20 protein-coding genes, 1 other RNA gene and 1 pseudogene are annotated in these 26,646 nt (G+C 64.8%); 12 read left to right on the top strand and 10 right to left on the bottom strand.

Annotation, left to right across the window (positions count from 1 at the left end):
• Window positions 1-59 precede the first annotated feature (59 nt).
• The gene (typA, locus tag OZ10_RS12935; protein WP_039413200.1) at window positions 60-1,889 is read right to left on the bottom strand and encodes a translational GTPase TypA; all 1,830 of its coding nucleotides are present in this window, start codon (window positions 1,887-1,889) and stop codon (window positions 60-62) included.
• Between the two features lie 242 nt (window positions 1,890-2,131).
• On the opposite strand from typA, the gene OZ10_RS12940 reads away from it, so the two are divergent.
• Window positions 2,132-2,626, top strand: coding sequence for a peptidylprolyl isomerase (locus tag OZ10_RS12940; protein WP_039413197.1), 495 nt, complete (start codon window positions 2,132-2,134; stop codon window positions 2,624-2,626).
• A gap of 118 nt (window positions 2,627-2,744) precedes the next feature.
• Window positions 2,745-3,731 (top strand): malate dehydrogenase, encoded by a 987-nt coding sequence (locus OZ10_RS12945; protein ID WP_039413194.1) that lies wholly within the window; start codon window positions 2,745-2,747, stop codon window positions 3,729-3,731.
• A 190-nt stretch (window positions 3,732-3,921) separates the two neighbouring features.
• Here OZ10_RS12945 and OZ10_RS12950 read toward each other — a convergent pair whose 3' ends face one another.
• Entirely contained in the window at window positions 3,922-4,536 is a 615-nt protein-coding gene (locus OZ10_RS12950; RefSeq protein WP_039413192.1) for a glutathione binding-like protein, read from the bottom strand.
• A 38-nt stretch (window positions 4,537-4,574) separates the two neighbouring features.
• Window positions 4,575-4,647: non-coding RNA, sX9 sRNA (locus OZ10_RS20675), on the bottom strand.
• A 510-nt stretch (window positions 4,648-5,157) separates the two neighbouring features.
• On the opposite strand from OZ10_RS20675, the gene OZ10_RS12955 reads away from it, so the two are divergent.
• A complete protein-coding gene (locus tag OZ10_RS12955; RefSeq protein WP_236726978.1) occupies window positions 5,158-6,849 on the top strand; it encodes a chloride channel protein in 1,692 nt (563 codons plus the stop codon).
• A gap of 90 nt (window positions 6,850-6,939) precedes the next feature.
• Here the strand turns inward: OZ10_RS12955 and OZ10_RS12960 are convergent, their stop codons facing one another.
• The 3 genes from OZ10_RS12960 to OZ10_RS12970 all read right to left on the bottom strand — a co-directional run bounded on the left by OZ10_RS12960 (window position 6,940) and on the right by OZ10_RS12970 (window position 11,351).
• On the bottom strand, window positions 6,940-7,401 hold the full coding sequence (locus OZ10_RS12960; protein ID WP_039413190.1) for a cell wall hydrolase: 462 nt from the start codon (window positions 7,399-7,401) through the stop codon (window positions 6,940-6,942).
• 630 nt (window positions 7,402-8,031) lie between these two features.
• On the bottom strand, window positions 8,032-10,065 hold the full coding sequence (locus OZ10_RS12965; protein WP_039565301.1) for an NADPH-dependent 2,4-dienoyl-CoA reductase: 2,034 nt from the start codon (window positions 10,063-10,065) through the stop codon (window positions 8,032-8,034).
• A gap of 263 nt (window positions 10,066-10,328) precedes the next feature.
• The gene (locus OZ10_RS12970) at window positions 10,329-11,351 is read right to left on the bottom strand and encodes a zinc-binding alcohol dehydrogenase family protein (RefSeq protein ID WP_039565303.1); all 1,023 of its coding nucleotides are present in this window, start codon (window positions 11,349-11,351) and stop codon (window positions 10,329-10,331) included.
• A 414-nt stretch (window positions 11,352-11,765) separates the two neighbouring features.
• On the opposite strand from OZ10_RS12970, the gene OZ10_RS12975 reads away from it, so the two are divergent.
• The 3 genes from OZ10_RS12975 to OZ10_RS12985 all read left to right on the top strand — a co-directional run bounded on the left by OZ10_RS12975 (window position 11,766) and on the right by OZ10_RS12985 (window position 14,444).
• The gene (locus OZ10_RS12975; RefSeq protein ID WP_029219243.1) at window positions 11,766-12,863 is read left to right on the top strand and encodes an OmpA family protein; all 1,098 of its coding nucleotides are present in this window, start codon (window positions 11,766-11,768) and stop codon (window positions 12,861-12,863) included.
• A gap of 200 nt (window positions 12,864-13,063) precedes the next feature.
• Window positions 13,064-13,564 carry a hypothetical protein gene (locus OZ10_RS12980; protein ID WP_039565305.1) on the top strand — a complete coding sequence of 167 codons (501 nt, stop codon included), beginning with the start codon at window positions 13,064-13,066 and terminating at the stop codon, window positions 13,562-13,564.
• A gap of 19 nt (window positions 13,565-13,583) precedes the next feature.
• Window positions 13,584-14,444, top strand: coding sequence for a pseudouridine synthase (locus OZ10_RS12985; RefSeq protein WP_039565306.1), 861 nt, complete (start codon window positions 13,584-13,586; stop codon window positions 14,442-14,444).
• Here the strand turns inward: OZ10_RS12985 and OZ10_RS12990 are convergent.
• A complete protein-coding gene (locus tag OZ10_RS12990; protein ID WP_039565309.1) occupies window positions 14,383-14,787 on the bottom strand; it encodes an HNH endonuclease in 405 nt (134 codons plus the stop codon). The two genes, OZ10_RS12985 and OZ10_RS12990, sit on opposite strands and share 62 nt — an antisense overlap.
• Window positions 14,788-14,789: 2 nt before the next feature.
• The gene (gene kbl, locus OZ10_RS12995) at window positions 14,790-15,998 is read right to left on the bottom strand and encodes a glycine C-acetyltransferase (RefSeq protein WP_039565310.1); all 1,209 of its coding nucleotides are present in this window, start codon (window positions 15,996-15,998) and stop codon (window positions 14,790-14,792) included.
• Window positions 15,999-16,090: 92 nt separating this feature from the next.
• Here kbl and OZ10_RS13000 point away from each other — a divergent pair.
• The 5 genes and pseudogenes from OZ10_RS13000 to OZ10_RS13020 all read left to right on the top strand — a co-directional run bounded on the left by OZ10_RS13000 (window position 16,091) and on the right by OZ10_RS13020 (window position 21,064).
• Window positions 16,091-17,187 (top strand): annotated as a pseudogene (locus OZ10_RS13000) (sulfate ABC transporter substrate-binding protein).
• Between the two features lie 2 nt (window positions 17,188-17,189).
• The gene (cysT, locus tag OZ10_RS13005) at window positions 17,190-18,050 is read left to right on the top strand and encodes a sulfate ABC transporter permease subunit CysT (RefSeq protein ID WP_039413167.1); all 861 of its coding nucleotides are present in this window, start codon (window positions 17,190-17,192) and stop codon (window positions 18,048-18,050) included.
• Window positions 18,047-19,000 (top strand): sulfate ABC transporter permease subunit CysW, encoded by a 954-nt coding sequence (gene cysW / locus OZ10_RS13010; protein WP_039413164.1) that lies wholly within the window; start codon window positions 18,047-18,049, stop codon window positions 18,998-19,000. Before cysT ends, cysW begins: the two co-directional genes overlap by 4 nt.
• A 7-nt stretch (window positions 19,001-19,007) precedes the next feature.
• A complete protein-coding gene (locus tag OZ10_RS13015) occupies window positions 19,008-20,039 on the top strand; it encodes a sulfate/molybdate ABC transporter ATP-binding protein (RefSeq protein ID WP_039413222.1) in 1,032 nt (343 codons plus the stop codon).
• Window positions 20,040-20,347: 308 nt separating this feature from the next.
• Window positions 20,348-21,064 carry a TorF family putative porin gene (locus OZ10_RS13020; RefSeq protein WP_039413160.1) on the top strand — a complete coding sequence of 239 codons (717 nt, stop codon included), beginning with the start codon at window positions 20,348-20,350 and terminating at the stop codon, window positions 21,062-21,064.
• Window positions 21,065-21,790: 726 nt separating this feature from the next.
• Here OZ10_RS13020 and tdh read toward each other — a convergent pair.
• Together tdh and OZ10_RS13030 are read right to left on the bottom strand one after the other, a co-directional pair.
• Window positions 21,791-22,825, bottom strand: a complete 1,035-nt coding sequence (tdh, locus tag OZ10_RS13025) for an L-threonine 3-dehydrogenase (RefSeq protein ID WP_179455019.1) — start codon at window positions 22,823-22,825, stop codon at window positions 21,791-21,793.
• 562 nt (window positions 22,826-23,387) lie between these two features.
• The gene (locus tag OZ10_RS13030) at window positions 23,388-25,799 is read right to left on the bottom strand and encodes a TonB-dependent receptor (protein WP_081419514.1); all 2,412 of its coding nucleotides are present in this window, start codon (window positions 25,797-25,799) and stop codon (window positions 23,388-23,390) included.
• 103 nt (window positions 25,800-25,902) lie between these two features.
• On the opposite strand from OZ10_RS13030, the gene OZ10_RS13035 reads away from it, so the two are divergent.
• The coding region (locus tag OZ10_RS13035; RefSeq protein WP_039565317.1) for an alkaline phosphatase family protein at window positions 25,903-26,646 on the top strand (744 nt) is incomplete at its 3' end.

The raw sequence follows: 26,646 nt of genomic DNA on the forward strand, positions 1-26,646 counted from the left end.
GGATGCGCGCGCGCATCCGGGCTGTAGGGCGTGTTGCTCACGACAGTGGTCGTCAGTGCTTAGCCGGAACGGCCAGCGCGCTTACGGTCGCTTTCGGTCAGGAACTTCTTGCGCAGGCGGATTTCCTTCGGGGTGACTTCCACCAGCTCGTCGTCCTCGATGAAGTCCAGCGCCTGTTCCAGCGTGTACTTGATGGCCGGGGTCAGCTTGATTGCATCGTCCTTGCCCGACGCGCGCATGTTGGTCAGCGGCTTGGTCTTGATCGCGTTGACGGTCAGATCGTTGTCCTTGGAGTGGATACCGATCAGCTGGCCTTCGTACACGTTGTCGCCTTCAGCGGCGAACAGGCGGCCACGCTCTTCCAACGGCCCCAGTGCATAGGCCGGCGTTGCGCCCGGTGCATTGGCAATCATCACGCCGTTCTGGCGCTTGGCGATGGCGCCCTGTTCCTTCGGACCGTAATGGTCGAACACGTGGAACAGCAGGCCCGAGCCCTGGGTCAGGGTGCGGAATTCGTTCTGGAAGCCGATCAGGCCACGCGCCGGGATCATGTAATCCAGACGCACGCGGCCCTTGCCGTCCGGCTCCATGTTCTTCAGCTGGCCCTTGCGGGTGCCCAGCTTTTCCATCACGCCACCCTGGTGCTGTTCTTCGATGTCCACCACCAGCTGTTCGATCGGCTCCATCAGCTTGCCGTCGATTTCCTTGATGATGACTTCCGGACGCGACACGGCCAACTCGTAGCCTTCACGGCGCATGTTCTCGATCAGCACCGACAGGTGCAGTTCGCCACGGCCGGAGACCAGGAACTTGTCGGCGTCGGAACCTTCCTCGACCTTCAGTGCCACGTTATGCACCTTCTCGCGGTCCAGGCGGTCGCGCAGCTGGCGGCTGGTCAGGAACTTGCCGCCGGACAGGTCCTTGTTGCCGGCGAACGGCGAGTTGTTGACCTGGAAGGTCATCGAGATGGTGGGCTCGTCCACGGTCAGCGCCGGCAGCGCTTCGGGGTGATCGAGCGCGCACACGGTGTCGGAGATGGTCAGTTCCTGGATGCCGGAGATGGCCACGATGTCGCCGGCCTCGGCGGTGTCCTGCTCGATGCGCTCCAGGCCGAGGAAGCCCAGCACCTGCAGCACCTTGCCCTGACGCTTCTTGCCTTCGCGGTCGATCACGCTGACCGGCATGTTCTTCTTCAGCACGCCGCGCTGGATACGGCCGATGCCGATCACGCCGACGAAGTTGTTGTAGTCCAGCTGGCTGATGCGCATCTGGAACGGGCCGTCCGGGTCCACGTCCGGAGCCGACACGTGCTGCATGATCGCTTCGTACAGCGGGGTCATGTCGCCGTCGCGCACGTCCGAATCCAGGCTGGCGTAGCCGTTCAGTGCGGAGGTGTAGACGATCGGGAAGTCCAGCTGTTCGTCGGTGGCGCCGAGCTTGTCGAACAGGTCGAACACCTGGTCGATCACCCAGTCCGGGCGTGCGCCGGGACGGTCGATCTTGTTGACCACCACGATCGGCTTGAAGCCCATCGCGAAGGCCTTCTGGGTCACGAAGCGGGTCTGCGGCATCGGGCCGTCCATCGCGTCGACCAGGATCAGCACCGAGTCCACCATCGACAGCACGCGCTCGACTTCGCCACCGAAGTCGGCGTGTCCCGGGGTGTCGACGATGTTGATGCGGTTGCCCTGCCAGGTGATGGCGGTGTTCTTAGCCAGGATCGTGATGCCACGTTCCTTTTCCTGGTCGTTGCTGTCCATCACGCGCTCAGCCAAGACGGTGCGTTCGGACAGGGTGCCGGACTGCTTCAGCAGGCAGTCGACGAGGGTGGTCTTGCCGTGGTCGACGTGCGCGACGATGGCGATATTGCGGAGTTTTTCAATGGACATGCGGAAAGGGCCCCTGTCTGGCGCCAGTCTTGAGATGAGGTAAGCCCGACATTATAGCGGTTTCATTGCGCTGCCGTTGCCAATTGACCAAAGTCGATTCAGATCGCCCATTCAGCCAGCGTGACGGGCCGGGCGCGCTGGCGGGCAGGAGCGTTGGACCATGGTCGTATCCGCGCGGTCGTCCACGCGCCCGGGTGTATCCTAATGGGCTGTTGATCACTCCAGAACCTGCAAGGATTTCCATGTCCCTGATCGCCACTTTCGACACGTCCCGCGGCCCGATCGTCGTCGAGCTGTACCCGGAGAAGGCTCCGCTGACCGTTGCCAACTTCGTCAACCTGGCCAAGCGCGGTTTCTACAACGGCCTGAGCTTCCACCGCGTCATCGCCGACTTCATGATCCAGGGCGGCTGCCCGGAAGGGTCCGGTCGCGGCGGCCCGGGTTACCGGTTCGAAGACGAGACCAATAACGGCGTCGGCCACGAGCGCGGCGTGCTGTCCATGGCCAATGCCGGCCCCAACACCAACGGCAGCCAGTTTTTCATCACCCACACCGCCACGCCGTGGCTGGATGGCAAGCACACCGTGTTCGGCAAGGTCACCCAGGGCCTGGACGTGGTCGATAGCGTTGCCCAGGGCGACACCATCAACACCCTCACCATTGAAGGCGATACCGACGCCGTGCTGGCCGCCAAGGCCGACCGCGTTGCGGAGTGGAACAAGATCCTCGCCGCCTGATCGCATCCTGTCGAACGGCCGCCCTGTGCGGCCGTTTGCTTGTCAACGCGCGCCGCCAGGCCTTGGGCCCCGCCAGCGCGCCACCCCCACCAACGCTTTTTAGCAGAGGAAACATCCCATGAAAGCACCTGTTCGTGTTGCTGTGACCGGCGCCGCCGGCCAGATCGGCTATGCCCTGCTGTTCCGTATCGCCTCGGGCGAAATGCTGGGCAAGGATCAGCCGGTCATCCTGCAGTTGCTTGAACTGCCGCTCGAGAAGGCGCAGGCCGCCCTCAAGGGCGTGATGATGGAACTGGAAGATTGCGCGTTCCCGCTGCTGGCCGGCATGGTCGGTACCGACGACGCCGAAGTGGCGTTCAAGGACGTCGATGTCGCCCTGCTGGTGGGTTCGCGTCCACGCGGCCCGGGCATGGAGCGCAAGGACCTGCTGTTGGCCAATGCGGAGATCTTCACCGCGCAGGGCGCGGCGTTGAACAAGGTCGCCAAGCGCGACGTCAAGGTGCTGGTGGTCGGCAACCCGGCCAACACCAATGCCTATATCGCGATGAAGTCGGCCCCGGACCTGGACCCGAAGAATTTCACCGCCATGCTGCGCCTGGACCACAACCGCGCGCTGAGCCAGCTCTCGGCCAAGCTCGGCAAGCCGGTCGGCGGCATCGAAAAGCTGGTGGTGTGGGGCAACCACAGCCCGACCATGTACCCGGACTATCGTTTCGCCACCGCTGATGGCGCCTCCATCGGCGATGCGATCAACGACCAGGAATGGAATGCGTCCACCTTCATCCCGACCGTGGGCAAGCGCGGCGCGGCGATCATCGAAGCGCGTGGCCTGTCCTCGGCTGCGTCGGCTGCCAATGCGGCCATCGATCACGTGCGCGACTGGGTGCTGGGCAGCAACGGCAAGTGGGTCACCATGGGCGTGCCGTCGGACGGTTCCTACGGCATTCCGGAAGGCGTGATGTTCGGCTTCCCGGTCACCACCGAAAACGGCAAGTACACCATCGTCAAGGATCTGCCGATCGACGACTTCAGCCAGAAGTACATCGACAAGACCCTGGCCGAGCTGGAAGAAGAGCGCAGCGGCGTGTCGCACCTGCTGGGCTGAGTCATACGTGTGGTGCAAGTAAAAAACGCCGGGCACTGCCCGGCGTTTTTTTTGTGGCCGCATGCCGGTGGTTTCGACAAGCGATGCGATGCGCGGCGATGGTGCGCCTGAGGCGGGATGCCTTGCGACGTGCATCTTCGGCGATGCACATCGCTGGCAGCCACGTCGCATCACCAGGCAGCGGTGGCGTTTACGCCAGGCCTTCGGCCGACAGCGCAGCCTGCACATCGGCGTCGGCCTGCATGCGCTGGAAGAAGGCATCCAGTGCGCTCAGTCCGCTCAGATCCACGCCTGCCTTGTTGGCCCAACGCACCGTCACGAACAGATAGGCATCGGCTCCGGTATGGCTGTCGCCGGCCAGCCACTGGCGGTCTTGCAGATGTGCATCGACGCGGGTGTAGAGCGTACGCAGCTTGCTGCGTGCATCGTCTTGGCTGCGCGCAATCAAGGCCTCGTCCTGCAGATAGGCGGTGCTGCCGAAGATGGGCTTGAAGGCCGGATGCACATCGGCATTCGAAAAGGCGATCCAGCGATTGATCTCGGCGCGGCTGCGCGCGCTGCCATCGCCGCCCAGGCCGGTAAGCGGGGCGATGTCGGCGATGTAGTTGAGGATGGCGGCGTTCTGGGTCAAGGCCCAGTCGTCGACGACCAGCAGCGGCACCGCACCGGCCGGGTTCAGGCGCAGATACTCGGGCGACTTCATGGTGGCTGCATCGACCACGACCAAGTCGAAGGGCAGCCCGGACCAACGCAACACGATGTGATCTGCCAGCGAACAGGCGCCCGGCTTGGTGTAAAGCTTCATGGTCAATCCAATGAGGGACAGGTGCGCAAGCTTAGAGCAGCCAACAGAACGTAGCGAGCAGTCGTCAGGTAGGTGTGGGCAGCGCGCTCGGAACCGGGGTACGCGTGGGATAGGCCGATTCCGGGCGCCGACCGCGCCCGCCTGACGGCTGCACGGTGGTGTTGTCAGCCGCTCTTGGGCGGGCGTATGCCGCGGTCGTCCGGCCGGCCGGCCGCGAGCGTGGTGCGGGCGGCTGCTTGTGGCCAGCGAATGCGCAAGGCGAGCCAGGTGGCGCATGTAGGGCGCCGCCGGCTCGATGCGACGAGAGAAAGAGCTAGACGTCTTTGCCGTGGTGTCCTGCCAGGCGCGTGGGAGGTCGCGTGCTCGATCGAACGACATGCCTCGCCGATGCGGTGCGCGCGCCGATTTAAGTTCCAGCCAGCTACTACGATGTGATCGGCGTAGCCTTTGCCGCGTCGCATTTTCTGGCGTTTCCCCTTGTACGACTCTGCTCCCACCACGCAATCACGCGCGGCGATTCCGCTTGTCCCATCGTTGGGCGCCGCGCAGGTGCAGGCCCACTTGCCGCAGCAATCTCCACCGCTGGAACGTCGCGTGATCTGGATCGCCAGCCTGAGTGTGATGCTGGCGATCGTGGTGGCCGGCGTGGCGCAGGTGCTCACCGCGTTGATCGGACTGGTGACCAATCTTGCGTACTTCGGGCGCCTGCGCACCGAGATGGTCAGCCCGGCAGGACACGCACTGGGTGCCTGGGCCATTGCAGTGCCGGTGATCGGTGGAGTGATCGTCGGCATCATGGCCCGCCATGGCTCGCGCGCGATTCGCGGGCACGGCATTCCCGAAGCGATGGAACAGGTCTTGCGCAACGACAGCCGCATTCCGCCGATCATGACCTGGCTCAAGCCGACATCGTCTGCGGTGGCGATCGGGACTGGCGGGCCGTTTGGTGCGGAAGGGCCGATCATCGCCACCGGTGGCGCGCTCGGTTCGCTGCTGGGGCAGCGGTTGCATGTCACTGCCGACGAGCGCAAGACCTTGCTTGCCGCAGGTGCAGCCGCAGGCATGGCCGCGATCTTTGCGACACCGATCGCTGCGGTGGTCCTGGCGATCGAATTGCTGCTGTTCGAACGCCGCGCGCGCTCGCTGATTCCGGTGGCATTGGCTGCGATGGTCGGCGCTGCGATGCATGCTGTATTCGAAGGCAGCGGGCCGGTATTTCCGATGCCGGCATTGCCGCCGGCGATGCTGAGCGCATTGTTCGCCTATGTCGCGATGGGCGCGCTGGTCGGTGCGATCAGCGTTGGAGTGACGCGTCTGACCTACGGCATCGAAGACGCCTTTGAGCACATTCCGCTGCACTGGATGTGGTGGCCTGCGATCGGTGGCCTGGTCGTCGGCATTGTCGGCTATTGGGTGCCGCGCACGCTGGGTGTGGGCTACGACAACATCATTCTCGTGCTGGGCGGCAGCGCGGGGCTGGGTACGATGCTGGTGCTGTGCGTTGCCAAGCTGGTGTCCTGGTCGGTGGCGCTGGGCAGCGGCACGTCCGGCGGCACGCTCGCACCGTTGTTCACCATCGGCGGCGCCTTGGGTGGCGTGCTGGGGATCGCGTTGGCGACGTATGCGCCCGCCCTGGGCGTGGATCCGCGAATGGCGGCACTGGTGTGCATGGCGGCGATGTTTGCAGGCGCATCACGCGCATTTCTGGCGTCGGTGATCTTTGCCTTCGAAGCCACGCAGCAAACGCACGGGTTAGTGCCGTTGTTGGGTGCCTGCGCGGCGGCGTATCTGGTATCGGGCCTGATGATGCAGCACACGATCATGACTGAAAAAATCGTGCGTCGCGGTGTGCGCGTTCCATCGGACTACAGTGCGGATCACCTGGATCAGATTGCCGTGCGCAGCGTGTGCAGCCGCGACGTGGTGAGCCTGCATGAGACGCAAACCCTGCACGAGGTACGCCAGTGGTTGAGCAGTGGCGCAGCAGGCATCACCCACCACGGCTTCCCCGTGATCGGATCCGACGGTGCGCTGCGGGGCGTGCTGACACGCCGTGATCTGCTCGATTCCCGCCACGCAGATGACCTGCCGCTCGGCGCACTCGTGCAACGCGCCCCGCTGGTGATCGGTGAAGAGCATTCGTTGCGCGATGCCGCCGATCACATGAGCGATGCCGGGGTGGGGCGGTTGGTGGTCGTCGACGGGGCGCAGACATTGCGCGTGCTCGGCATCGTCACGCGCAGTGATCTACTGGCGGCGCACCGCGGACGCCTGCGTGCAGCGCGCGACATCAAACGCAGCGCGATGCGGTAGATCGTTATCCGTGGGAACGGCGGCAAACACTGCGTGCATGCGGGCGGCGGTAACGACACGCCGCAGCGCATTGCAAGGCAGGGATGTCGGTCAGGACGCAGTGCGCGGACGCAGCTTCTGCACGCGGTAGAACGTGTGGTCGCCGATGGTGGCAACCTGATAGGCGTTACGCCAGCTCGGGCTGGCAATTGCACTGGCGGCGAAGTGGCTCGCGCCTGGCACGATCTCCTTGCGCTGCCCCACGGGCAACGCCCAGTTGCGCTCCGCAGCCAGGGCCACGCCCAATGCCTTGTTCCAGGCATCGTCATTCTTCAACTGCGTACCCGGAGAGACGATGGTGGGTGCGAACTGCTTGCGCGCGGTCACCACCTGGCACATCGAGTCGCCCCACAGCCCGCTGTCCAGCCGACGCAACGCAACTTCTGCAACGGCCTGCTGGCCACGCAAGGTCTGGTCGCGCGCTTCCAGATAGACGGTTGTACTCAAACACAACGAATCTGCAGCAGGCTGCGGCAATAATTGCGACAGCCAGAGTATCCAAGCCAGTTTCATAGAACTCCTTGCTCCGTATGGGCCGATCCGCAGAGCGCCCAATGTGGGTGCACCAGTGCGAAGGGCTTGGCGTCATGGGGAGGCGACCTGTCACGGGCCGCCCGGTCTCCGGCGAAGAGAGATCTACCGGAGGTGCCCACCAAGTGGGTGGGTCAAAAAGTTGGCGCAAGGTAGGCGCCGATCACACAATCGTGGCTGAATGGGCAGGGTTGACGCAGCGTCAGCGCGGCTGCGCCTACGTTACGCCGGTGTCGGCTCACGCATCGCAACACGCCGCACGCGTCGCATTGACGGAGCGACACGCGCGCTTTGCGAAACGGCAGGCGATGCAGCCGCAAGCACGATGGCGCGCGCTACTTTTTAGTTCACACGGCCTGCACGCATTGCGTATTCGGCAGCGAACACGCATGCGCGCTTTTCTGTCACATGAGACCGTTGCAACGCGATGTCATTGCGCACGACGCACGACGCACGACGCACGACGCACGACGAAACACTTACGTCGGCAAGGACGCGTTCCGCATACAGGCAGAAGCCGCATGCGCTTTATCGTCAGATGCGCAATGACCGAAGCTGCGTCACGGTGTGAGGGCAGCTCTCGGCGCACCGGCGTCGTTCGAGTTGGGTTGTTTACAACGTGGCAGCGAGTCGGCTGGCCTGGTTGATGGCACGCTTGGCATCCAGTTCGGCGGCCACGTCTGCGCCGCCGATCAGATGCGGTTGCTGACCGTTGGCCTGCAGCGCGGCAAGCAATTCACGCCGCGGCTCCTGGCCGGCGCAGACCACCACCGTGCCCACGTCGAGCAGTTGCTCGCTGCCGTCCACGCGGATGCGCAGGCCGGCATCGTCCACCCCCAGATACTCCACACCACCGAGCATCTTGACGCCTTTGGCCTTGAGCGTTGCGCGGTGAATCCAGCCGGTGGTCTTGCCCAGCCGCGCGCCGGGGCGCCCGGGGCTGCGCTGCAACAGCCAGACCTGGCGGGCAGGGCGCTCGGGTTGCGGTTTGCACAGCGCGCCGCGGGCCTCGAACGTCGGATCCACGCCCCATTCGGCCATCCAGCGCTGTGGATCCAGCGATACCGACGCACCCTCATGCACCAGGAATTCGCCGACATCGAAGCCAATTCCACCGGCTCCGATGATCGCCACCTTGCCGGCGGCGACGTGGCGGCCCAGCACCACGTCCAGATAGCTGACCACCATCGGATGATCGGCGCCGGGAAAGTCCACCTTGCGCGGCTCGATACCGGTTGCCAGCACCACCTCGTCGAAGTCCTTCAGGTCGTCTGCCTGCACGCGCGTCTCCAGTCGCAGCTGCACGCCGGTGGCCTCGATGCGGTGGCTGAAATAGCGCAGCGTTTCAGTGAATTCTTCCTTGCCGGGAATGCGTTTTGCCACGTTGAACTGGCCGCCGATGGCGCTGCTCGCATCGAACAGCGTCACCCGGTGACCGCGTTCTGCCGCCACCGTCGCGCACGCCAGGCCCGCGGGTCCGGCGCCGACCACGGCGATGCGCTTGGGCGTGGCCGTGGGTGTGTAGACCAGCTCGGTTTCGTGCACGGCGCGCGGGTTGACCAGGCAGGTAGCCAGCTTGTTTTCGAACACATGGTCCAGGCACGCCTGATTGCAGGCGATACACGTATTGATGGTGTGCGATTGCCCGGCGCGCGCCTTGTTGGCCCACTGCGGGTCGGCCAGCAACGGCCGTGCCAGCGACACCATGTCCGCCGCGCCGTCGGCGAGGATGCGCTCGGCCACCTCCGGCATGTTGATGCGGTTGCTCGCCACCACCGGAATGCGCAGGTGCGGTTTGAGCTTTGCGGTCACGCTGGCGAATGCGGCGCGTGGTACCGAGGTGGCAATGGTCGGAATGCGCGCCTCATGCCAGCCGATGCCGGAGTTGATGATGGTCGCGCCGGCCGCTTCGATCGCCTGCGCCTGTGCCAGGATCTCCTGCCACTGGTTGCCGTCCTCGACCAGGTCCACCAACGACAATCGGTAGATGATGATGAAGTCCTCTCCGCAGGCCTCGCGGATGCGGCGCACGATCTCCACGGCAAAGCGCATGCGTTTGGCTGCGTCGCCGCCCCAGGCGTCGCTGCGCTTGTTGGTACGCGCGGCGGTGAACTCGTTGATCAGATAGCCTTCCGATCCCATCACCTCCACGCCGTCGTAGCCGGCCTCGCGTGCCAGCCGCGCTGCGCGGGCATACGCGGCAATCTGCCGGTCCACTGCCGATGCCGACAACGCGCGCGGGGTGAAGGGATTGATCGGCGCCTGCAGTTTGGAAGGCGCCACCGACAACGGATGGTAGGCATAGCGCCCGGCGTGCAGCAGTTGCAGGCAGATCTTGGCGCCGTGCGCGTGCACCGCCCGGGTGACCTGGCGATGCGGGCGTACTTCCCAGGGCCACGACAGCTTGCCGCCGAAAGGTTTGAGCCAGCCCACCACGTTCGGCGAGAAACCGCCGGTCACGATCAGGCCGACACCGCCCTCGGCGCGCTCGGCAAAATACGCGGCCAGCCTGGGGAAATCGCGCGCGCGGTCTTCCAGCCCGGTATGCATCGAGCCCATCAGGACCCGGTTGCGCAGTTGGGTGAAGCCCAGATCGAGCGGGGTGAACAGGTGCGGGAAGGCGGAAGGGCCGGTGGCGGGCGACATGAGGTGGATACGCTGGCGTACGGAGTGCGCACGATGCCGTCAAACGGGCGTGGCGGCAAGCCCCGGTAGCGGATTTCGCGTCGCGACAGCACCGCAGGCACCATCGCGCCCTCCGTGCGCGCCAACGCCTTCTTGCGTACCGTCTGCCCACGCAGCCGCAGCGGGCCAGATCCCGGCGCTCGTTCACCGGATGGCAGGCGTCGGCAGCGTGCAGCGCATCCACTGCCGCCGCCGTGCAAGCTGCGGCGCAGCCACCGATGCGGTTACCAGCCGGCCAGCACCAGCTTGCCGATCGTGCTGCCGCTTTCCAGGCGCCGATGCGCCTGGCGCAGATTTTCGGCGTTGATCGGCGACAGCGTCTCGGTGTGCGTCGTGCGTAGCTCGCCGGCATCGATCAGGCTCGCGGCGCGGTTGAGGATGCGGTGCTGTTCCACCATGTCGTCGGTCGCGTGGCGCGCCCGCGCGAACATGTGCTCCCAATGGATGCCGATGCACTTGGACTTGTAGGGGCCGCCAATGGTCAGCGCACCGCGCGGCTCCACGATCAGGCCGATATGCCCTTGCGGTGCCAGGACTTCGCCCAACTGCTGCCAGTAGCGGTCGGTATCGGCCAGGTTCAGCGCCGCGTCCACGGTCTGCAGGCCCAGTGCCTGTAACTGCGCGGGCAACGGACGATGGTGATCGATTACATGATGAGCGCCCATCTGCCGGACCCATTCAATGCTCTCCGGGCGCGATGCAGTCGCGATCACCGTGAAGCCGGCATGCCGTGCCAACTGGATCGCGATCGATCCAACGCCACCAGCGCCGCCAATGATCAACAGGTGCCGGCCGCGTTGACGCGCGCCGTCGAAGGCGAAGGGCATGCGCTGGAACAGCAGCTCCCAGGCCGTCAGGGTGGTCAGCGGCAATGCCGCTGCCTGCGCAAAGCTGAGCGAGGTCGGCTTGCAGCCGGCAATGCGTGCATCCACCCACTGGAACTGCGCGTTGCTGCCCGGCCGGCCGACATCGCCGGCGTAATACACCTCATCGCCTACCGCAAACGCGGTGACCTCCGGACCGACCGCTTCGATCACTCCGGCCGCGTCGTAGCCCAGGATCATCGGCTCGGGCAAGGCCTGCGGCGTGGACGCGCGTACCTTGGTGTCGACCGGATTCACGGAGATCGCTTCCACCCGTACCAATAAGTCATACCCCGAGGGCGCCCCAGGGCTTGGTACCTCGATGTCAAGCAGTGATGCAGGGTCGTCGATCGGCAAGGATCTGATGAGGGCGACGGCTTTCATCGGGATGCTCCTGATGGGAAGTTCAGGGTGCGTTGTGACGTCAGTGCTCTGCAACCACGCACCCCACAATTCAGCTCGCACGGGGCCTGGCGTTCACCTATGTGGTTTTCCTGCTACGTCGGGGCACCCGAAGGTGCCTTGAATGGAACCGTCTTCAATCGCCCCGATTCGGCTGATGTTCATGTGTTCCGATAAGCGAAAGTGAGCGCCGGGCCCTTTTCTTCATGAAACTGTATACGTAATATCGAATGGGCTCGGCGGCCCTGGCGATTGCTTTCACATGTTATATGACCGTTAACGCGATCTTCACCGAGGCCGGCTTAATCTGCGCCCCGATGGCTCTGGATGTGACGAGCATCTTTACCAAGAACACCGCCTCTACCGGTTTTATCTCCCAAAGAAGGAGCTGTATAAATGAACAAGAAAATTCTCACTGCCGCGTTGCTCGGCGGTCTGGCAGTGGCCCAGGCTGCTTCCGCGCAGGAGTTCGATGACCGTTGGTACCTGACCGGTAGCGCTGGCTTCAACTTCCAGGACAGCGATCGCCTGACCAATGATGCTCCGTTCGTCACCCTGGGCCTGGGCAAGTTCGTCAGCCCGAACTGGTCGATCGACGGCGAACTGAACTATCAGAACCCGAACTTCGACGCCAACCAGGACCAGAACTGGAGCCAGTACGGCATCTCGTTCGACCTGCGTCGCCACTTCATCCAGGAAGGCCGCGGCTGGAACCCCTACCTGCTGTTCGGTCTGGGCTACCAGCGTTCGGAAGAAGAATTCGACGCGACCCCGAACCCGGTGTCGCCGGGCCAGCAGAAGGACGGCAACTTTGCCGCCAAGGCTGGTGTCGGTCTGCAGACCACCTTCGACAAGCGCGTCGCCGTGCGTGCTGAACTGGCCTATCGCGCCGACTTCAACGACCAGAGCGTTGCTGCTCCGCAGGAAGACTGGTTCGGCGACGTGCTGGCTTCGGTCGGCGTCGTGATCCCGCTGGGACCGGCTCCGTCGACCGCTCCGCCGCCGGCTCCGGCTCCGGTTGCTCCGAGCTGCGCCGATCTGGATGACGACGGTGACGGCGTCAACAACTGCGACGACAAGTGCCCGAACTCGCAGCCTGGCCAGACCATCGGTCCGGACGGTTGCCCGGTTCCTGTCTCGATCGACCTGAAGGGCGTGAACTTCGACTTCAACAAGTCGACCCTGCGTCCGGATGCCGTGTCGATCCTGAGCGAAGCGACCGAGATCCTGAAGCGTTACCCCGACCTGAAGGTCGAGGTTGCCGGTCACACCGACTCGAAGGGTACCGACGCGTACAACCAGAAGCTGTCCGAGCGTCGCGCGACCACCGTGTATGACTACCTGACCAAGAACGGCGTTGATGCGTCGCGTCTGGTCGGCCCGATCGGCTACGGCGAGAGCCGTCCGATTGCTCCGAACGCCAACCCGGATGGTTCCGACAATCCGGAAGGCCGTGCGAAGAACCGTCGTACCGAGCTGAACGTCCAGAACTAATCTGGCCGCTGGCTTGCTTCATACAAAACCCGGCCTCGTGCCGGGTTTTGTCTATGTGTGATCCAAAAACTCCCGAATTCAGCCGCAGCCGGACCGCCATGCTGTCTGCGTTGCCGTCGATATGCGGTTCCTGTTGAAACAGCGTTCATCGCTGCCTACACTCGCCGCGTCGACACCACACTCTTACTGGAAGAACCACGATGCTGCGTACCGCTTCGGCAGGATTGCTCTGTCTCGCCTTGATTCCCGCCGCCTACGCCGCACCGAACTGCGCCGGCAACACGGTCTCCCAGCCGTTGCCGTTGCCCGCCACCGTCATCGCGCCGGCCGCTGCCGAGTTCTATGCCCGCAGCGTGCAGCTGGGCATGCCCACCGGCGTGCTGGCACAGCCGTATAGCAGTGATCAATCGGTCGACCGCGTGCTGCTGCGCCTGCGCATGGAAGGCTGCCAGGACCTGGCCAAGGTCATTCCACCGGGCGGCACCGTCAACCCGAACGATCCGGCGGCCTACAAGGCCACGACCGCTTTCGACAACACGCCGTGGCGCTTTGACATGAGCCAGAACGGCAAGCGCATGACCGCCGAAGAATTCGATGCCTGGATGAAGGCGCGCGGCGTGCGCGTGGTCAAGGCGCGTCCGGTGGCCGCACCGGCGCCGGCTGCGCCTGCTGCCGACGTCAAGCCGGTCGAAACCAAGTAAGCCGCACGGTCGGGACGGCATGACCCGGCGACCACCGCCGGCGACGTCCCGGCCTCGTCAGCGCGCCCCGGCGGCACCGGTGCGCGGCGTGCGTGCATCGGCTGCAGGTGCCGATCATTCTGCGCCACGCCATGGGCTGGCGCGGGTGTTGTCCAAGCTGGGTGTGTGTTCGCGCACCGAAGCGGCGCGCTGGATCGCCGATGGGCGGGTCAGCGTCGCCATGCGGGTGATCCGCGACCCCGAGTTTCCGATCCGCACCGACCAGCAGGCATCCATTACCGTCGATGGTCAGCCGCTGACCGGGCCTGCGCGCCTGTACCTGATGCTCAACAAACCGCGTGGTGTGGTGACCACGGCCCGCGACGAGCAGGGCAGGGACACCGTCTACCGCTGCTTCGATGGCGCCGGTCTGCCGTGGATCGCGCCGGTGGGGCGGCTGGACAAGGCCAGCGAGGGGCTGCTGCTGTTCAGCAATGACCCGCAATGGGCTGCGGCAGTGACCGACCCGGGCAGCGGGCCGGACAAGACCTATCACGTGCAGATCGATTGCCGCCCGAGTGTCGAGCGGCTGGCGCAACTGCAGGCCGGAGTGATCGACCCCGACCTGGACGGCGGCGGGGTGTTGCTGCGCGCCAAACAGGTGCGATTGTTGCGCGAAGGCGAGCGCAATGCCTGGCTGGAAATCGTGCTGGACGAAGGCCGCAACCGGCAGATCCGCCGGCTGCTGGCGGCCTTGGATATCGGTGTGCTGCGGCTGGTGCGCGTGGCGATCGGTTCGCTGGCAATGGGGGCGCTGGGCAAGGGCGCCTGGCGCGAGCTCAGTGCGGCGGAAGTCCGGGCGCTGATGTCGGCTCCCGCCAGCGCGCCAGGCGCGCGCTGAGCAAGGCGCCAACCACTTCGACGGCGCGCGCATCGCCAGCACCGTTGGCGTCATGGCGCCTGCCCTTGGCGTGGTTGCAGCTGGCACAGGCCAGCGCGAGATTGCGTGCGTCATTGGGGGCGTCACCCACCAGCGCGCAGAGCGCGGCGGCGGCGCGCCGGCCGAACCAGGCCTGCGGTACCACGTGTTCCAGGGTGGTGTGGCCGAGCGGCTCGCCGTCGGCACGGACCTGCAGGCGCCGCCGGCAATGCAGGCAGCGGGTTTCCCAGCGATCGGCAAGCCGCTGCGCCTGGGCATTGGTCTGCGCCGCGAGCAGGAGCCGTTGGCGCAGGACCGTGCGCATGCTCAGGACTTGATGATGTCCAGTTCGCGGCCGATCTTGATGAAGGCATCGATGGCCTGATCCAGGTGCTCGCGGGTGTGTGCGGCGCTGATCTGGGTACGGATGCGCGCCTGCCCCTTGGGCACCACCGGGAAGAAGAAGCCGATGGCGTAGATGCCTTCTTCGAGCAGGCGCTCTGCAAACTTCTGCGCCAATGGCGCGTCGTAGAGCATCACCGGGCTGATCGGGTGCACGCCGGGCTTGAGATCGAAGCCGGCCGCGGTCATGCGCTCACGGAAGTAGCGGGTGTTGTCCACCAGCTGCCTGCGCAGCTCGCCGGCCGCATCCAGCATCTCGAACGCCTTGATGCCGGCGGCCACCACGTGCGGCGGCAGCGAGTTGGAAAACAGGTAGGGCCGCGAACGCTGGCGCAGCAGTTCGATCACTTCGCGCCTTGCGGTGGTGAAGCCGCCCAGTGCGCCGCCCATGGCCTTGCCCAGGGTGCCGGTGAAGATGTCGATCTGGTCCAGCACGCCCTTGACCTCGGCCGAGCCACGACCGCTGGCGCCCAGGAAGCCGGTGGCGTGGCATTCGTCGATGTGCACCAGCGCGTTGTACTTGCGGGCCAGGGCAGCGATCTCGTCCAGCGGGGCGATGAAGCCGTCCATCGAGAACACGCCGTCGCTGGTGATCAGCTTGGTCTTGCAGCCGGCCGCGTCGGCGGCCTGCAGTTGCGCTTCCAGGTCGGCCATGTCGCAGTTGGCGTAACGGAAACGCTTGGCCTTGCACAGGCGCACGCCGTCGATGATGGAGGCATGGTTGAGCGCGTCGGAAATGATGGCATCCGCTTCGCCAAGCAATGGTTCGAACAGGCCGCCGTTGGCGTCGAAACAGGCCGCGTAAAGGATGGTGTCTTCGGTGCCGAAGAACTCGGCGATAGTGCGTTCCAGTTGCTTGTGCAGGTCCTGGGTGCCGCAGATGAAGCGCACCGACGCCATGCCGAAGCCATGCGTGTCCAGCGCGTCCTTGGCCGCCTGGATGATGTCCGGGTGGTCGGCCAGGCCCAGGTAGTTGTTGGCGCAGAAGTTCAGCACGCTGCGGCCGTCTGCCAGGGTGATCCGGGCCGACTGCGGGCCGGTGATGATGCGCTCGGACTTGAACAGGCCCTGGGACTGGAGGGTCTCCAGTTCGGCGGCGTAGTGGGCGGTGAGCGCGGCAGGCGGACGGGTCATGGCGGTCGCTGTGGCAAGGAAAGAAGCGCAATGTTAACGATCACAATGGCATACCACTACGTCATGCAAAATCGGCATAAGCGGCGGCGCGGATGTCATTTCACCGCCTGCGTGCCGCTGCGCAGCATGGCATGCTTGCTGTTCAGCTGCGCCCACCGGCCAGGAGATCGTTGTGACACACCCCCGTATCCGTCTTGCTTCCCTGTTCTGCACGCTGCTGGCGCTGGCTGGCCCGGCCGGCGCGCGTGATATCGGGCTGCTCAACGTGAGCTACGACCCCACCCGCGAGTTCTACCGCGACTACAACGCCGCCTTCGCAGCCCAGTGGAAGCAGCAGCATCCGCAGGACACGGTGACCGTGGAAACCTCGCATGGCGGCTCGGGCAAGCAGGCGCGGGCAGTCATCGACGGCATCGAAGCCGATGTGGTCACCCTGGCACTGGCCTACGACGTGGACGCGATTGCCGAAAAGGCCAAGCTGATCGACAGCGATTGGGAAAAGCGGCTGCCGGACAACAGCGCCCCTTACACGTCGACCATCGTGTTCCTGGTGCGCAAGGGCAACCCGAAAAATATCCACGATTGGCCGGACCTGCTGCGCTCGGGCGTGGCGGTGGTGACGCCGAATCCGAAAACCTCCGGTGGTGCGCGCTGGAACTATCTGGCCGCCTGGGCCTATGCCGACCATATCTTCAAGGGCGACCGCGAGCGCATCCTGCGCTACATGCAGGCCTTGTTTCGTAATGTGCCGGTGCTCGATACCGGTGCACGCGGCGCCACCACCACCTTCGTCCAGCGCGGGATCGGCGATGTCCTGCTGGCCTGGGAAAACGAGGCGCTGCTGGCGCGCGAGGAACTGGGCAAGGACAAGTTCGAGATCGTGGTGCCGAAGCTGTCGATCCTGGCCGAGCCGTCGGTGGCGCTGGTGGACAGGAACGTGGACAAGCACGGCACCCGCGAGGTGGCCGAAGCCTATCTGCGCTATCTGTATGCGCCGGAGGGACAGAAGCTGGCAGCCAAGCATTTCTATCGCCCGCGGCATCCTGAATTTGCCGATGCGGCCGACATGGCGAGGTTTCCGGACATCAAGCTGGTGACCATCCAGCAGGCGTTCGGCTCATGGGAGAAGGCGCAGCAGGAGCATTTTGCCGACGGCGGTCTGTTCGACCAGATCCAGGCCAAGAAGTAGCCATGCGGACATCGGTTGCATCCGGCCCGGTGTCGCCATCGCGCCGGCGCGTGATGCCGGGGTTGGGCTTGAGTCTGGGCATCACCCTGACCTGGCTGGGCCTGATCGTGCTGATCCCGCTGCTGGGGATTTTCATCAAGACCGGTGGGCTGGGCTGGGAGGGGCTGTGGAAGGTCTGGAGCGAGCCGCGCGTGCTGTCGGCGTTGCAGGTGAGCTTCGGCACTGCGTTTGCGGCCGGTGCCTTCAATGCGGTGATGGGCACCTGGGTGGCCTGGGTATTCGTGCGCTACAGCTTTCCGGGCAAGCGCTTGTTCGACGCGGTGATCGATCTGCCGTTCGCGTTGCCTACAGCAGTGGCCGGTATTGCGTTGACCGCGTTGTATGGCGGCAACGGCTGGGTCGGGCGTTGGCTGGAGGCGATCGGCATCAAGGTGGCGTACACCCAGCTGGGCATCGTGCTGGCGCTGGTGTTCGTGGGCCTGCCGTTCGTGGTGCGGGTGGTGCAGCCGGTGCTGGCCGAAAGCGAGCGGGAGCTGGAAGCGGCCGCCGCCACGCTGGGCGCCTCACGCTGGCAGACGGTGTGGCGGGTGGTGCTGCCGGGGCTGTGGCCTGCGGTGCTGACCGGCTTTGCCCTGGCGTTTGCGCGCGGGGTGGGTGAGTACGGCTCGGTGATCTTCATTGCCGGCAACCTGCCCAATTCCACCGAGATCGCGCCGCTGCTGATCACCATCCGGCTGGAAGAATTCGACTACGCCGGCGCCACCGCGATTGCGGCGGCCATGTTGCTGCTGTCGTTCGTGATCCTGCTGCTGGTCAATACGTTGCAGGCACGCCTGCTGCGCTATCAACGGAGGCCCGCATGAGCGATGCTGTCTCATCGTTGCCCTCCCTGTTGCAGACACGCATGATGACCGAGCAGGCGCGCCGTATCACCGACTCGGCCACCAACGAGCCGCGCTGGGTGCAGTGGTTGATGATCCTGGGCGCGTTGGCCTTCCTGCTGGCCTTCCTGCTGCTGCCGCTGGTGCTGGTGTTCGCCGAGGCGTTGCGTGGCGGCTGGGATACCTTCCTGCGCGCAGTGGTCGACCCGGATGCGTTGTCGGCGATCAAGCTGACGCTGATGGTGACTGCGATCGTGTTGCCGCTGAACCTAGTCTTTGGCGTCGCTGCGGCATGGGCCATCAGCAAGCATCAGTTCCGGGGCAAACGCCTGCTGGTCAGCCTGATCGACCTGCCGTTCTCGGTGTCGCCGGTGGTGGCAGGCCTGATCTTCGTGCTGATCTTCGGGCGCAGTGGCTGGGCCTGGCCGCTGATCGACGAAGGGTGGCGGGTGCAGCTGCCGGCGCTGGGCGAATTTGTGATCCAGCTGCCGCGGATCGTGTTCGCGTTGCCGGGTATCGTGTTGGCAACGACGTTTGTCACTTTCCCGTTCATCGCGCGCGAGCTGATGCCGCTGATGGAGCAGCAGGGCAGCGATGAAGAGCTGGCTGCACTGAGCCTGGGCGCGAGCGGCTGGCAGATGTTCTGGCGGGTGACCCTGCCCAATATCCGCTGGGGCCTGCTGTATGGCGTGCTGTTGTGCGCGGCGCGCGCGATGGGCGAGTTCGGTGCGGTATCGGTAGTGTCCGGGCATATTCGCGGGCGCACCAACACGCTGCCGCTGCACGTGGAAATTCTCTATAACGAATACGCCTACAGCGCTGCATTTGCCTGCGCCTCGCTGCTGGCCTTGACCGCGCTGCTGACGCTGGCGTTGAAGACATATCTGGAATGGCGGCACGGCGATGCGCTGGCCGCCAACCACCGCCACTGAGGTGACCATGGGCATCCGCATCCACCGCCTGCGCAAGCAGTTCGACACCTTCACCGCGCTGGACGACATCACCCTGGACGTGCGCCAGGGCGAGTTGCTGGCCCTGCTCGGTCCCTCAGGTTCGGGCAAGACCACCTTGCTGCGGATCATGGCCGGGCTGGAGCATGCCGATGGCGGGCAGGTGCTGTTCGGCGACGAGGACGCCACCCGCATGAGCGTGCAATCGCGCCGGGTCGGCTTCGTGTTTCAGCACTATGCGCTGTTCAAGCATATGGACGTGTTCGAGAACATCGCCTTCGGGCTGCGCGTGCGGCGTGGCAACGAGCGCTGGGCCAAAGCGCGCATCCGTGCACGCGTGGAAGAGCTGTTGGCGCTGGTGCAGTTGCAGGGCCTGGAGCAGCGCTATCCCACCCAGCTCTCCGGCGGCCAACGGCAGCGCGTGGCATTGGCGCGCGCGCTGGCGATCGAGCCGCGCGTGCTGCTGCTGGACGAACCGTTCGGCGCGCTGGATGCGCAGGTGCGTCGCGACCTGCGGCGCTGGCTGCGGGAGCTGCACGAGCGCACCGGCCTGACCACGGTGTTCGTGACCCACGATCAGGAAGAGGCGCTGGAACTGGCCGACCGCGTGGCCATCCTCAACCGCGGCCGCATCGAGCAGCTCGACACGCCGGCGATGATCTACGACAAGCCGGCCTCGCCGTTTGTGTATTCGTTTGTGGGGGCGGTGAACCGCATTCCCGGGGTGCTGGCGCAGGGGCAGATCCAGGTGGCCGGGCATGCGCTGCCCGCGGCCAATGCGGCCCTGGCCGCAGGTCCGGTCGAGGTCTACGTGCGCCCGGAAGATCTGGTGCCCGACGAGGCGGGCTGGCCGGCCACGGTGGCCTGGTCGCAGCGCAGCGGCGCGCGTCTGCGCCTGCGCGCGACGCTGGAGCCGGCAGGCAACGAGGTGGAAGTGGAGCTGCCGGCGTCGGCCGGAAGTTTTCAGCCAGGGCAGCAACTACGCCTGGCCGCGCGCCACTACGGCGTGTTTCCGGCCTGACCTAGCCGGCTGGTACCAGCCGGGAATCGGGATGGGTGAGATAGGGGAGTGGTGATGGGGATTGGGGCAGGGCAGGGATTCGCTTCGCTGTGGCCAATCCCGATCCCCAATCTCCACTCCCGTCCCATCAAGATTCGGCTCTGCTGGTCGATGAGACGGAGGCCTGATCGGCGTCATCGGCTTGTGCAGGATGTGCGCTGGATCCAGCGAGCGCAACTTTCATGTTGCGCTGCAATGACAGTTCGACTAAGAAGTCAGTGCAGCTCGCTTCGCGCCATCCGCTCGCCCATCGCTCCAGGAGATGCCCCATGAAGCAGACCCCGCTCGCCTGTTGTCTGTCGTTGCTGTTGTTGTCTGTCGTGCCGCTGGCACAGGCACAGGAGGAAAACGCGCCTGCCTCGCCACTCAGCGGGACCTTTGCGGTGACCAGCGACTACCTGTTCCGCGGTATCTCGCAGACCAACGAAGACCCGGCGTTCCAGGCCGGGCTGACCTACAAGTTGCCGTATGGCTTTTACGTCGGCACCTGGGGTTCGAATGTCGACTACGGCGCGGGTGATCCGAATTGGGAGGTGGACGGCTTCGTCGGCTACAACACCGACCTGAGCGCCAACTTCAACCTGGATGTGATGGTGAACCGCTATCAGTACCTGGGCGCGGGCGCGTCCAACTACGCCGAGCTGATCACCAAGACCACATTCCTGAAAACCTACAGCCTGACCCTTGCCTACACCAACGATCTGTACGGCACCGACACGGACGGCTACTACTACGCGCTGGATGCCAATTGGGCATTGCCGCACAACTTCACCATTGGCGCCCATGCCGGGCACAGCATCTACACCGCCGCACTCAGCAAGGTGGACCACGACTACAACGATTTCGGCGTCAACGTGGGCAAGACCTTCGGTCCGCTGGGCCTGACCGTGGGCTATTACGACACCAGCGAAGCGGCCGAATTCGGTTTTGGCCGGCAGAATTCGCAGAACCATCTGGTGGCAACGGCGACAGTCACCTGGCCGTGATGGCGATGGACTAAGCAGCGGCTTTGACGCGTCGGCTGCGAAGGGGATAGACGGCAAGAGCGGCCGCGCGGATTCTTCGCCGCCTGTTTAAACGACGCTTTGCCTTAAATCTTGGTTGTTTTGTTTTGGCGCGATTGCATCGTGCGGATCGATCGCTTAGAGCGGTTGATCTGTGTCTTGGCTGCAGGGCCCTTGCCCGCCCACCATCGCGGGACACGCTGCAAGTACGTCCATGTAGCTCCTTGGCGGCATCCATGCCGCCAAGGGTCCCGCGACGGTGGGCGGGCAAGGACCAGTGGAGATGGTCGTTGCGCAGAGTTTTTCAACAAGCACCAGTAAACCGTCTGATGCGGGGTTCGTTCTTCAATGAAGCAACCAGCAAACTGGCGGCAGCGGTGTTTCGTTATTCAATCGAGCAACCAAGCCGTCTGACGCGCTGTTTTGTTTTTCAATAAAGTAACCAGCCAACTGTCTGGTGCGGTGTCCTCGCCGCTGGCAGCATGGATGCCGCCATCGAGCCGCTATGGACGGGTTAACGGCGTGTCCCGCGGGCGGTGAGGGCACCGCGCACTCGACCGACTGAGCTTTGTCTGCCTCGCCGACGTCGCGTGTCTTGAAGCGCTCGCCTGCACCCAAGGACCACTCGCTGCGTTTTCAAGCACTTCTGAAGACCGAAATACAAAAGGCGCCTCGCGGCGCCTTTTGCGTATCTGCACCATTAGCCAATCAATTCCAGCTCAACACAACCTTGCCGGCCTTGCCTTCTTCCATCAGGTCGAAGCCTTTCTGGAAATCGTCGATCGGCAACTGATGGGTCAGCACCTTGTGCAGCGGAAACCCCGACAGCACCAGCTGCGTCATCTTGTACCAGGTCTCGTACATCTTGCGGCCGTAGATGCCCTGCACGGTGAGACCCTTGAAGATGATCTTGTCCCAGTCGCAACCGGCGCCGCGCGGCATGATGCCGAGCATGGCGATCTTGCCGCCGTGGTACATGCAGTCGAGCATGTCGTTGAACGCGCGCGGGTTGCCGCTCATTTCCAGGCCCACGTCGAAGCCTTCCATGTGCAGGTCGGCCATGACGTCCTTGAGCGAGGTCTTGGAGACGTTGACCACGCGCGTGGCGCCCATGTCGGCGGCCAGCTTGAGGCGGAAGTCGTTGACGTCGGTGACCACCACGTTGCGCGCACCGATGTGCTTGCAGATGCCGGCGGCAATGATGCCGATCGGGCCGGCACCGGTGATCAGCACGTCCTCGCCGATGACATCGAATTCCAGCGCGCAATGCGCGGCATTGCCGTACGGGTCGAAGAACGCGGCCAGCTCGGACGGGATCTGGTCCGGAATCGGCCACAGGTTGGACGCGGGCATCACCATGTATTCGGCGAAGGCGCCGTTGACGTTGACGCCGATGCCGACCGTGTTGGGGCACAGGTGCGGGCGCCCGCCGCGGCAGTTGCGGCAGTGGCCGCAGACGATGTGGCCTTCGGCCGAGACGCGCTGGCCCACCTGGTAACCGGTGACCGCCGAACCGAGCTCGGCCACGCGGCCGACGAACTCATGGCCGATGGTCAGGCCGGGAGTGATGGTGCGCTGGCTCCACTCGTCCCACAGGTAGATATGCAGATCGGTACCGCAAATGGCGGTCTTTTCCAGCTTGATCAATACCTCGTTGGGGCCTGGCGTCGGCACGGGAACCTGTTCCAGCCAGATGCCTTTGTTCGCTTCGCGCTTGACCAGCGCCTTCATCGTCTGCGCCATCTGGCGGGGCCTGCTGAGTGAAAGATAAGCCGCCGATTATATGCGGGGGCCAGGCGGATGCATGTGGCGGTGCAAGAGCAATGGTCCCGGCGCAGTCCGGGTCGGGACGTGGTGGTGATGGGTGGGTTGGCAGACAGGATGCGTCTGTTGCCGGGCGGTTGCCCCCATCCGCCCTTCGGGCACCTTCCCCCGCAGGCGGGGGAAGGGCAGGGAAGTCGAGCTACAGAGAAGTCGAGGTACAAGGGAGTCGAGCGACAGGGAAGTCAGCAAGCAGGGACGTCGACAAGGAGGGGGCCGCCGGGCAAGACCGGCCACCGCTCGGGGAAGGCAGAAAGGAAGAGCGGAGAAGGCAAAAAGTAGATGAGGCCGAGAACGGCAGGGGCAGGGAAGACGGAAAGCAGGTGAGGCGAGATACGGATAAGCCGAGCAAGCGTGAAGCTATGGGAACGGGCGCTGCGGACCGGCTTGAGGCGTCAAGACTCCTCCGGCCTGCCTTCTCCCGCGCGCGGGAGAAGGTGGCGCGTAGCGCTGGATGAGGGCGCTTCAGGCGCTGCAGCGCTACTTAGAACTTCACATCCAGGCTCATGAAGTACTGCCGTGGCGCACCCACCACCATGGTCTGGTTATAGCCGTCCGGATCGGAGGCGACGTAACCGTTGGTGCCGGTGCTGGCGAAGTAGCGCTTGTCGGTGAGGTTGGTGATGTTGAGGGCGAGCGCGACATTCTCGACCGGGCCGACGCGGCCGAAGTCGTAGCGCGCGCCTGCATTGAACAGCCAGTACGACGGCACCTGCGAGTCGTTGAGGAAGGTGATGTAGCGCTTGTCGACATACTTGCCGTCCAGGTCCAGGCGCAGGTTGCCGAGCTGGTAGCTGGCGCTGGAGGAGAACATCAGCGCCGGAATGCCGACCACGTCCTTGCCGGAGGTGGCGACCACGCCGTTGTTGAGGTAATCGTCCTGATAGCGCGAGCGGTTCCAAGACAGCGAGTTCAACCAGCTCAGGCCTTCGACCGGGCGCCACATCAGTGCCAGATCCGCACCGGTGCTGTGTAGCGCACCGACATTGCTCAGGATCGAGGCGCAGGTCTGCACCGCGGTGCACGGCGAGGTGGTCAACAGGCGGTTGGAGAACTTGGTGAAGTAGGCATCAGCCGAAAGCTGGAACTGCTCGTCCTGCAGGCGGTAACCCATCTGCACGGTTTGCGACTCTTCCGGCTCCAGCGTGGAGCGGCTGCGGTCAAAGGCGGCCTGCGAGGTGGCGAACGGAGTGAAACCGAAGGCGGCGATGTTCTTGCTGTAGGACGCGTAGATGTCCTGGCGCTCGTCGAGTTTGTAGTTCACGCCCACCTGCGGCAGGAAGTTGTCTTCGGCACGGATGCGGCCCTGCGCCAGTGCGGTGGTCGGCACCAGCGATTGCGCGCGTGTGGTGGTGTCCAGCGCCTTTGCGCCGTAGTTCAGCGTCAGCCGGTCATCGAGCAGGCGCACGGTGTCCTGCAGGTACAGCATGCGGGTCTGGGTGGTGTAGCGTTGCTGGAAATCGCGGCGGAACGGGGTCTGTGCCTCAAGGACGTTGTACAGCGAGGTATAGCCCTCGTTGCCGAGCGCGAAGTAATTGCGGCCCTGCGTGGTGCGCGCGTTTTCCGCCCATGCACCGACTTCCAGATCGTGATTGCCCCACGACCACTTCAAGGCGCTGGTGCCGCCAAAACGATCCAGACCATAGTCGGTGGTACGCATCGACACCGGAACCTGCGCCGAGGTGGCCACGTACGGCGTCACCCATTGCCCTTCGCCACGATTGGCGTGGTAGTAGCCGGTGGCATCGAGCGTTGCGCCACCGAACACGAAGGTGCCGGACAGGCCGGCGAGATTGTCGCGCCGCAGGCCGCCGCCGGCGTAGTAGCTGGCATCGAGCCAGCTGTAATCGCTGGGCAGCCCGGCCAGCGATTGCGGGTAACCGTTGGCCACGCCGCTGGTGGCGCCGGTGTTTTGATACGCACGCGCCATCTGCACGGCGGTGGCCCAGTCCGGCTGCAGATAGTCGTAGTCCCAGCCCAGTGCGCGCTGGCTGGTCAACGACAGATCCATGTAGTCGTATTCCTTGCGCCGCGAGGTATCCACGAACAGGCTCAGGCGGTTGCCATCGCCCCACTGGTACACGGTCTTGAGGTTGGCCTGTTCGGAGGTCTGGTCGCCGAAGCCCTTCCACTTGTCGGTGCTGGCGTTGGCGTAGGACAGGTACGCCGACAAGCCGTTGCGGTCGCCGGTGTCGGCGCGCACGAAGGTGCGGCGTGTCGCGTCGCTGCCCACCGTCTGCACCAACCGCGCGCCGGGCGTGGTCTGCGGATCGGCCGAATAGAACTGCATGGTGCCGCCGAGATTGGTATTGGAGGCGGTGCCGAGCGCGCCGGCGCCTTGCGCGATTTCCACCGAGCCAAGGTTTTCCGAAATGATGGCGCGGGTGATGTGCAGGCCGTTGGTGACGCCGTAACTCATGTTGCCCAGCGGGATGCCGTCGAGCGTGTAGCCCAGGCGGCTCTGATCGAAGCCGTGCAGGGTCACCTGCGTGGACCACTCGTAGGTGCCGAACGGGTCGGCGGACTGGAACTGCACGCCGGGCAGTTTTTCGACGGCCTTGAAGGCGCTGCTGCCCGGTGTGAGTTGTTCGATGTCCTGGCGGCTGATGCGCTGCACCTGCCGCGTGCTGCCCTGCGAGACCACGTTGATGGCGTCCAGCTGCGTTGCATTGCCTGTGGCATCGGCCGGTGTTGCCGGTGCGTCGGCCACGCTGGTCACCGGGTCGGCGGCCTGCGCCATGACGGGAAGCAGCGCGGCCAGGGCGAGCGCCAGCGGAGTGACATCAAAACGACGAGCGGAAGTCATGGGGGAATCCTGTTCGAGCACGGCTGAGGGCGGACGCGCGGTGCAACACCGGCGTTTCGCGACGCAGGGTGTCAACGGCTCATGAAACATTGATGACGGTGGCTGTCGCAAAACTGTCGTGCTCGCCCGCTATACACGTGCGCTGCAGCCGCATCGCGCGCTGCATTGCGTGGGCTTTGCTAGGAACTTGGTCATGACGTCATCTGCTTCGCGCCGCGATTTCCTCAAGCGGGTTGCTGCACTCACTGCGGCCGGGGCGCTGCCTTCGTCGATCGGGCGCGCGCTGGCGCTGCCGGCCAATTCGCGCACCGGCACGTTGCGCGACATCGAGCATGTGGTGATCCTGATGCAGGAAAATCGCTCGTTCGATCATTATTTCGGCGCACTGCGCGGCGTGCGCGGATTCGGCGACCCGCATGCGTTGCAACTGCGCGACGGCAACCCGGTCTGGAGCCAGCCCGCGGCCGATGGACGGCGCCTGTTGCCGTTCGCATTCGATTCGCAAACCACCTGCGCGCCGCTGATCAAGAGCCTGGATCACTCCTGGAAAGCCGGCCACGGGCAGGACCCGGCACGCTGGGCCGAATACGACACCTGGGTGCCGTACAAGGGCGAGCTGACGATGGGGTATTTCCAGCGTCAGGACATCCCGTACTACCACGCGCTGGCCGACGCCTTCACCATTTGCGATGGCTATTTCTGCTCGATGCATGGGCCGACCAATCCCAACCGCATGTACCTGTTCACCGGCACCAGCGGCCTGAGCGTGGGCGACCTGCGCGCACAGGTGGCCGACAACGCCGACGATGGCAACTGGACTGCCGACATGGCGCGCGACAAGCCCGGTTACGCGGCGATGGGCTGGACCACGTATGCGCAGCGGCTGCAGGCCGCCGGCATCGATTGGCGCGTGTATCAGGAATACGACAACTTCGGC

It is taken from the genome of Xanthomonas cannabis pv. cannabis, from assembly GCF_000802365.1.
GTDB classification, from domain to species: domain Bacteria; phylum Pseudomonadota; class Gammaproteobacteria; order Xanthomonadales; family Xanthomonadaceae; genus Xanthomonas; species Xanthomonas cannabis.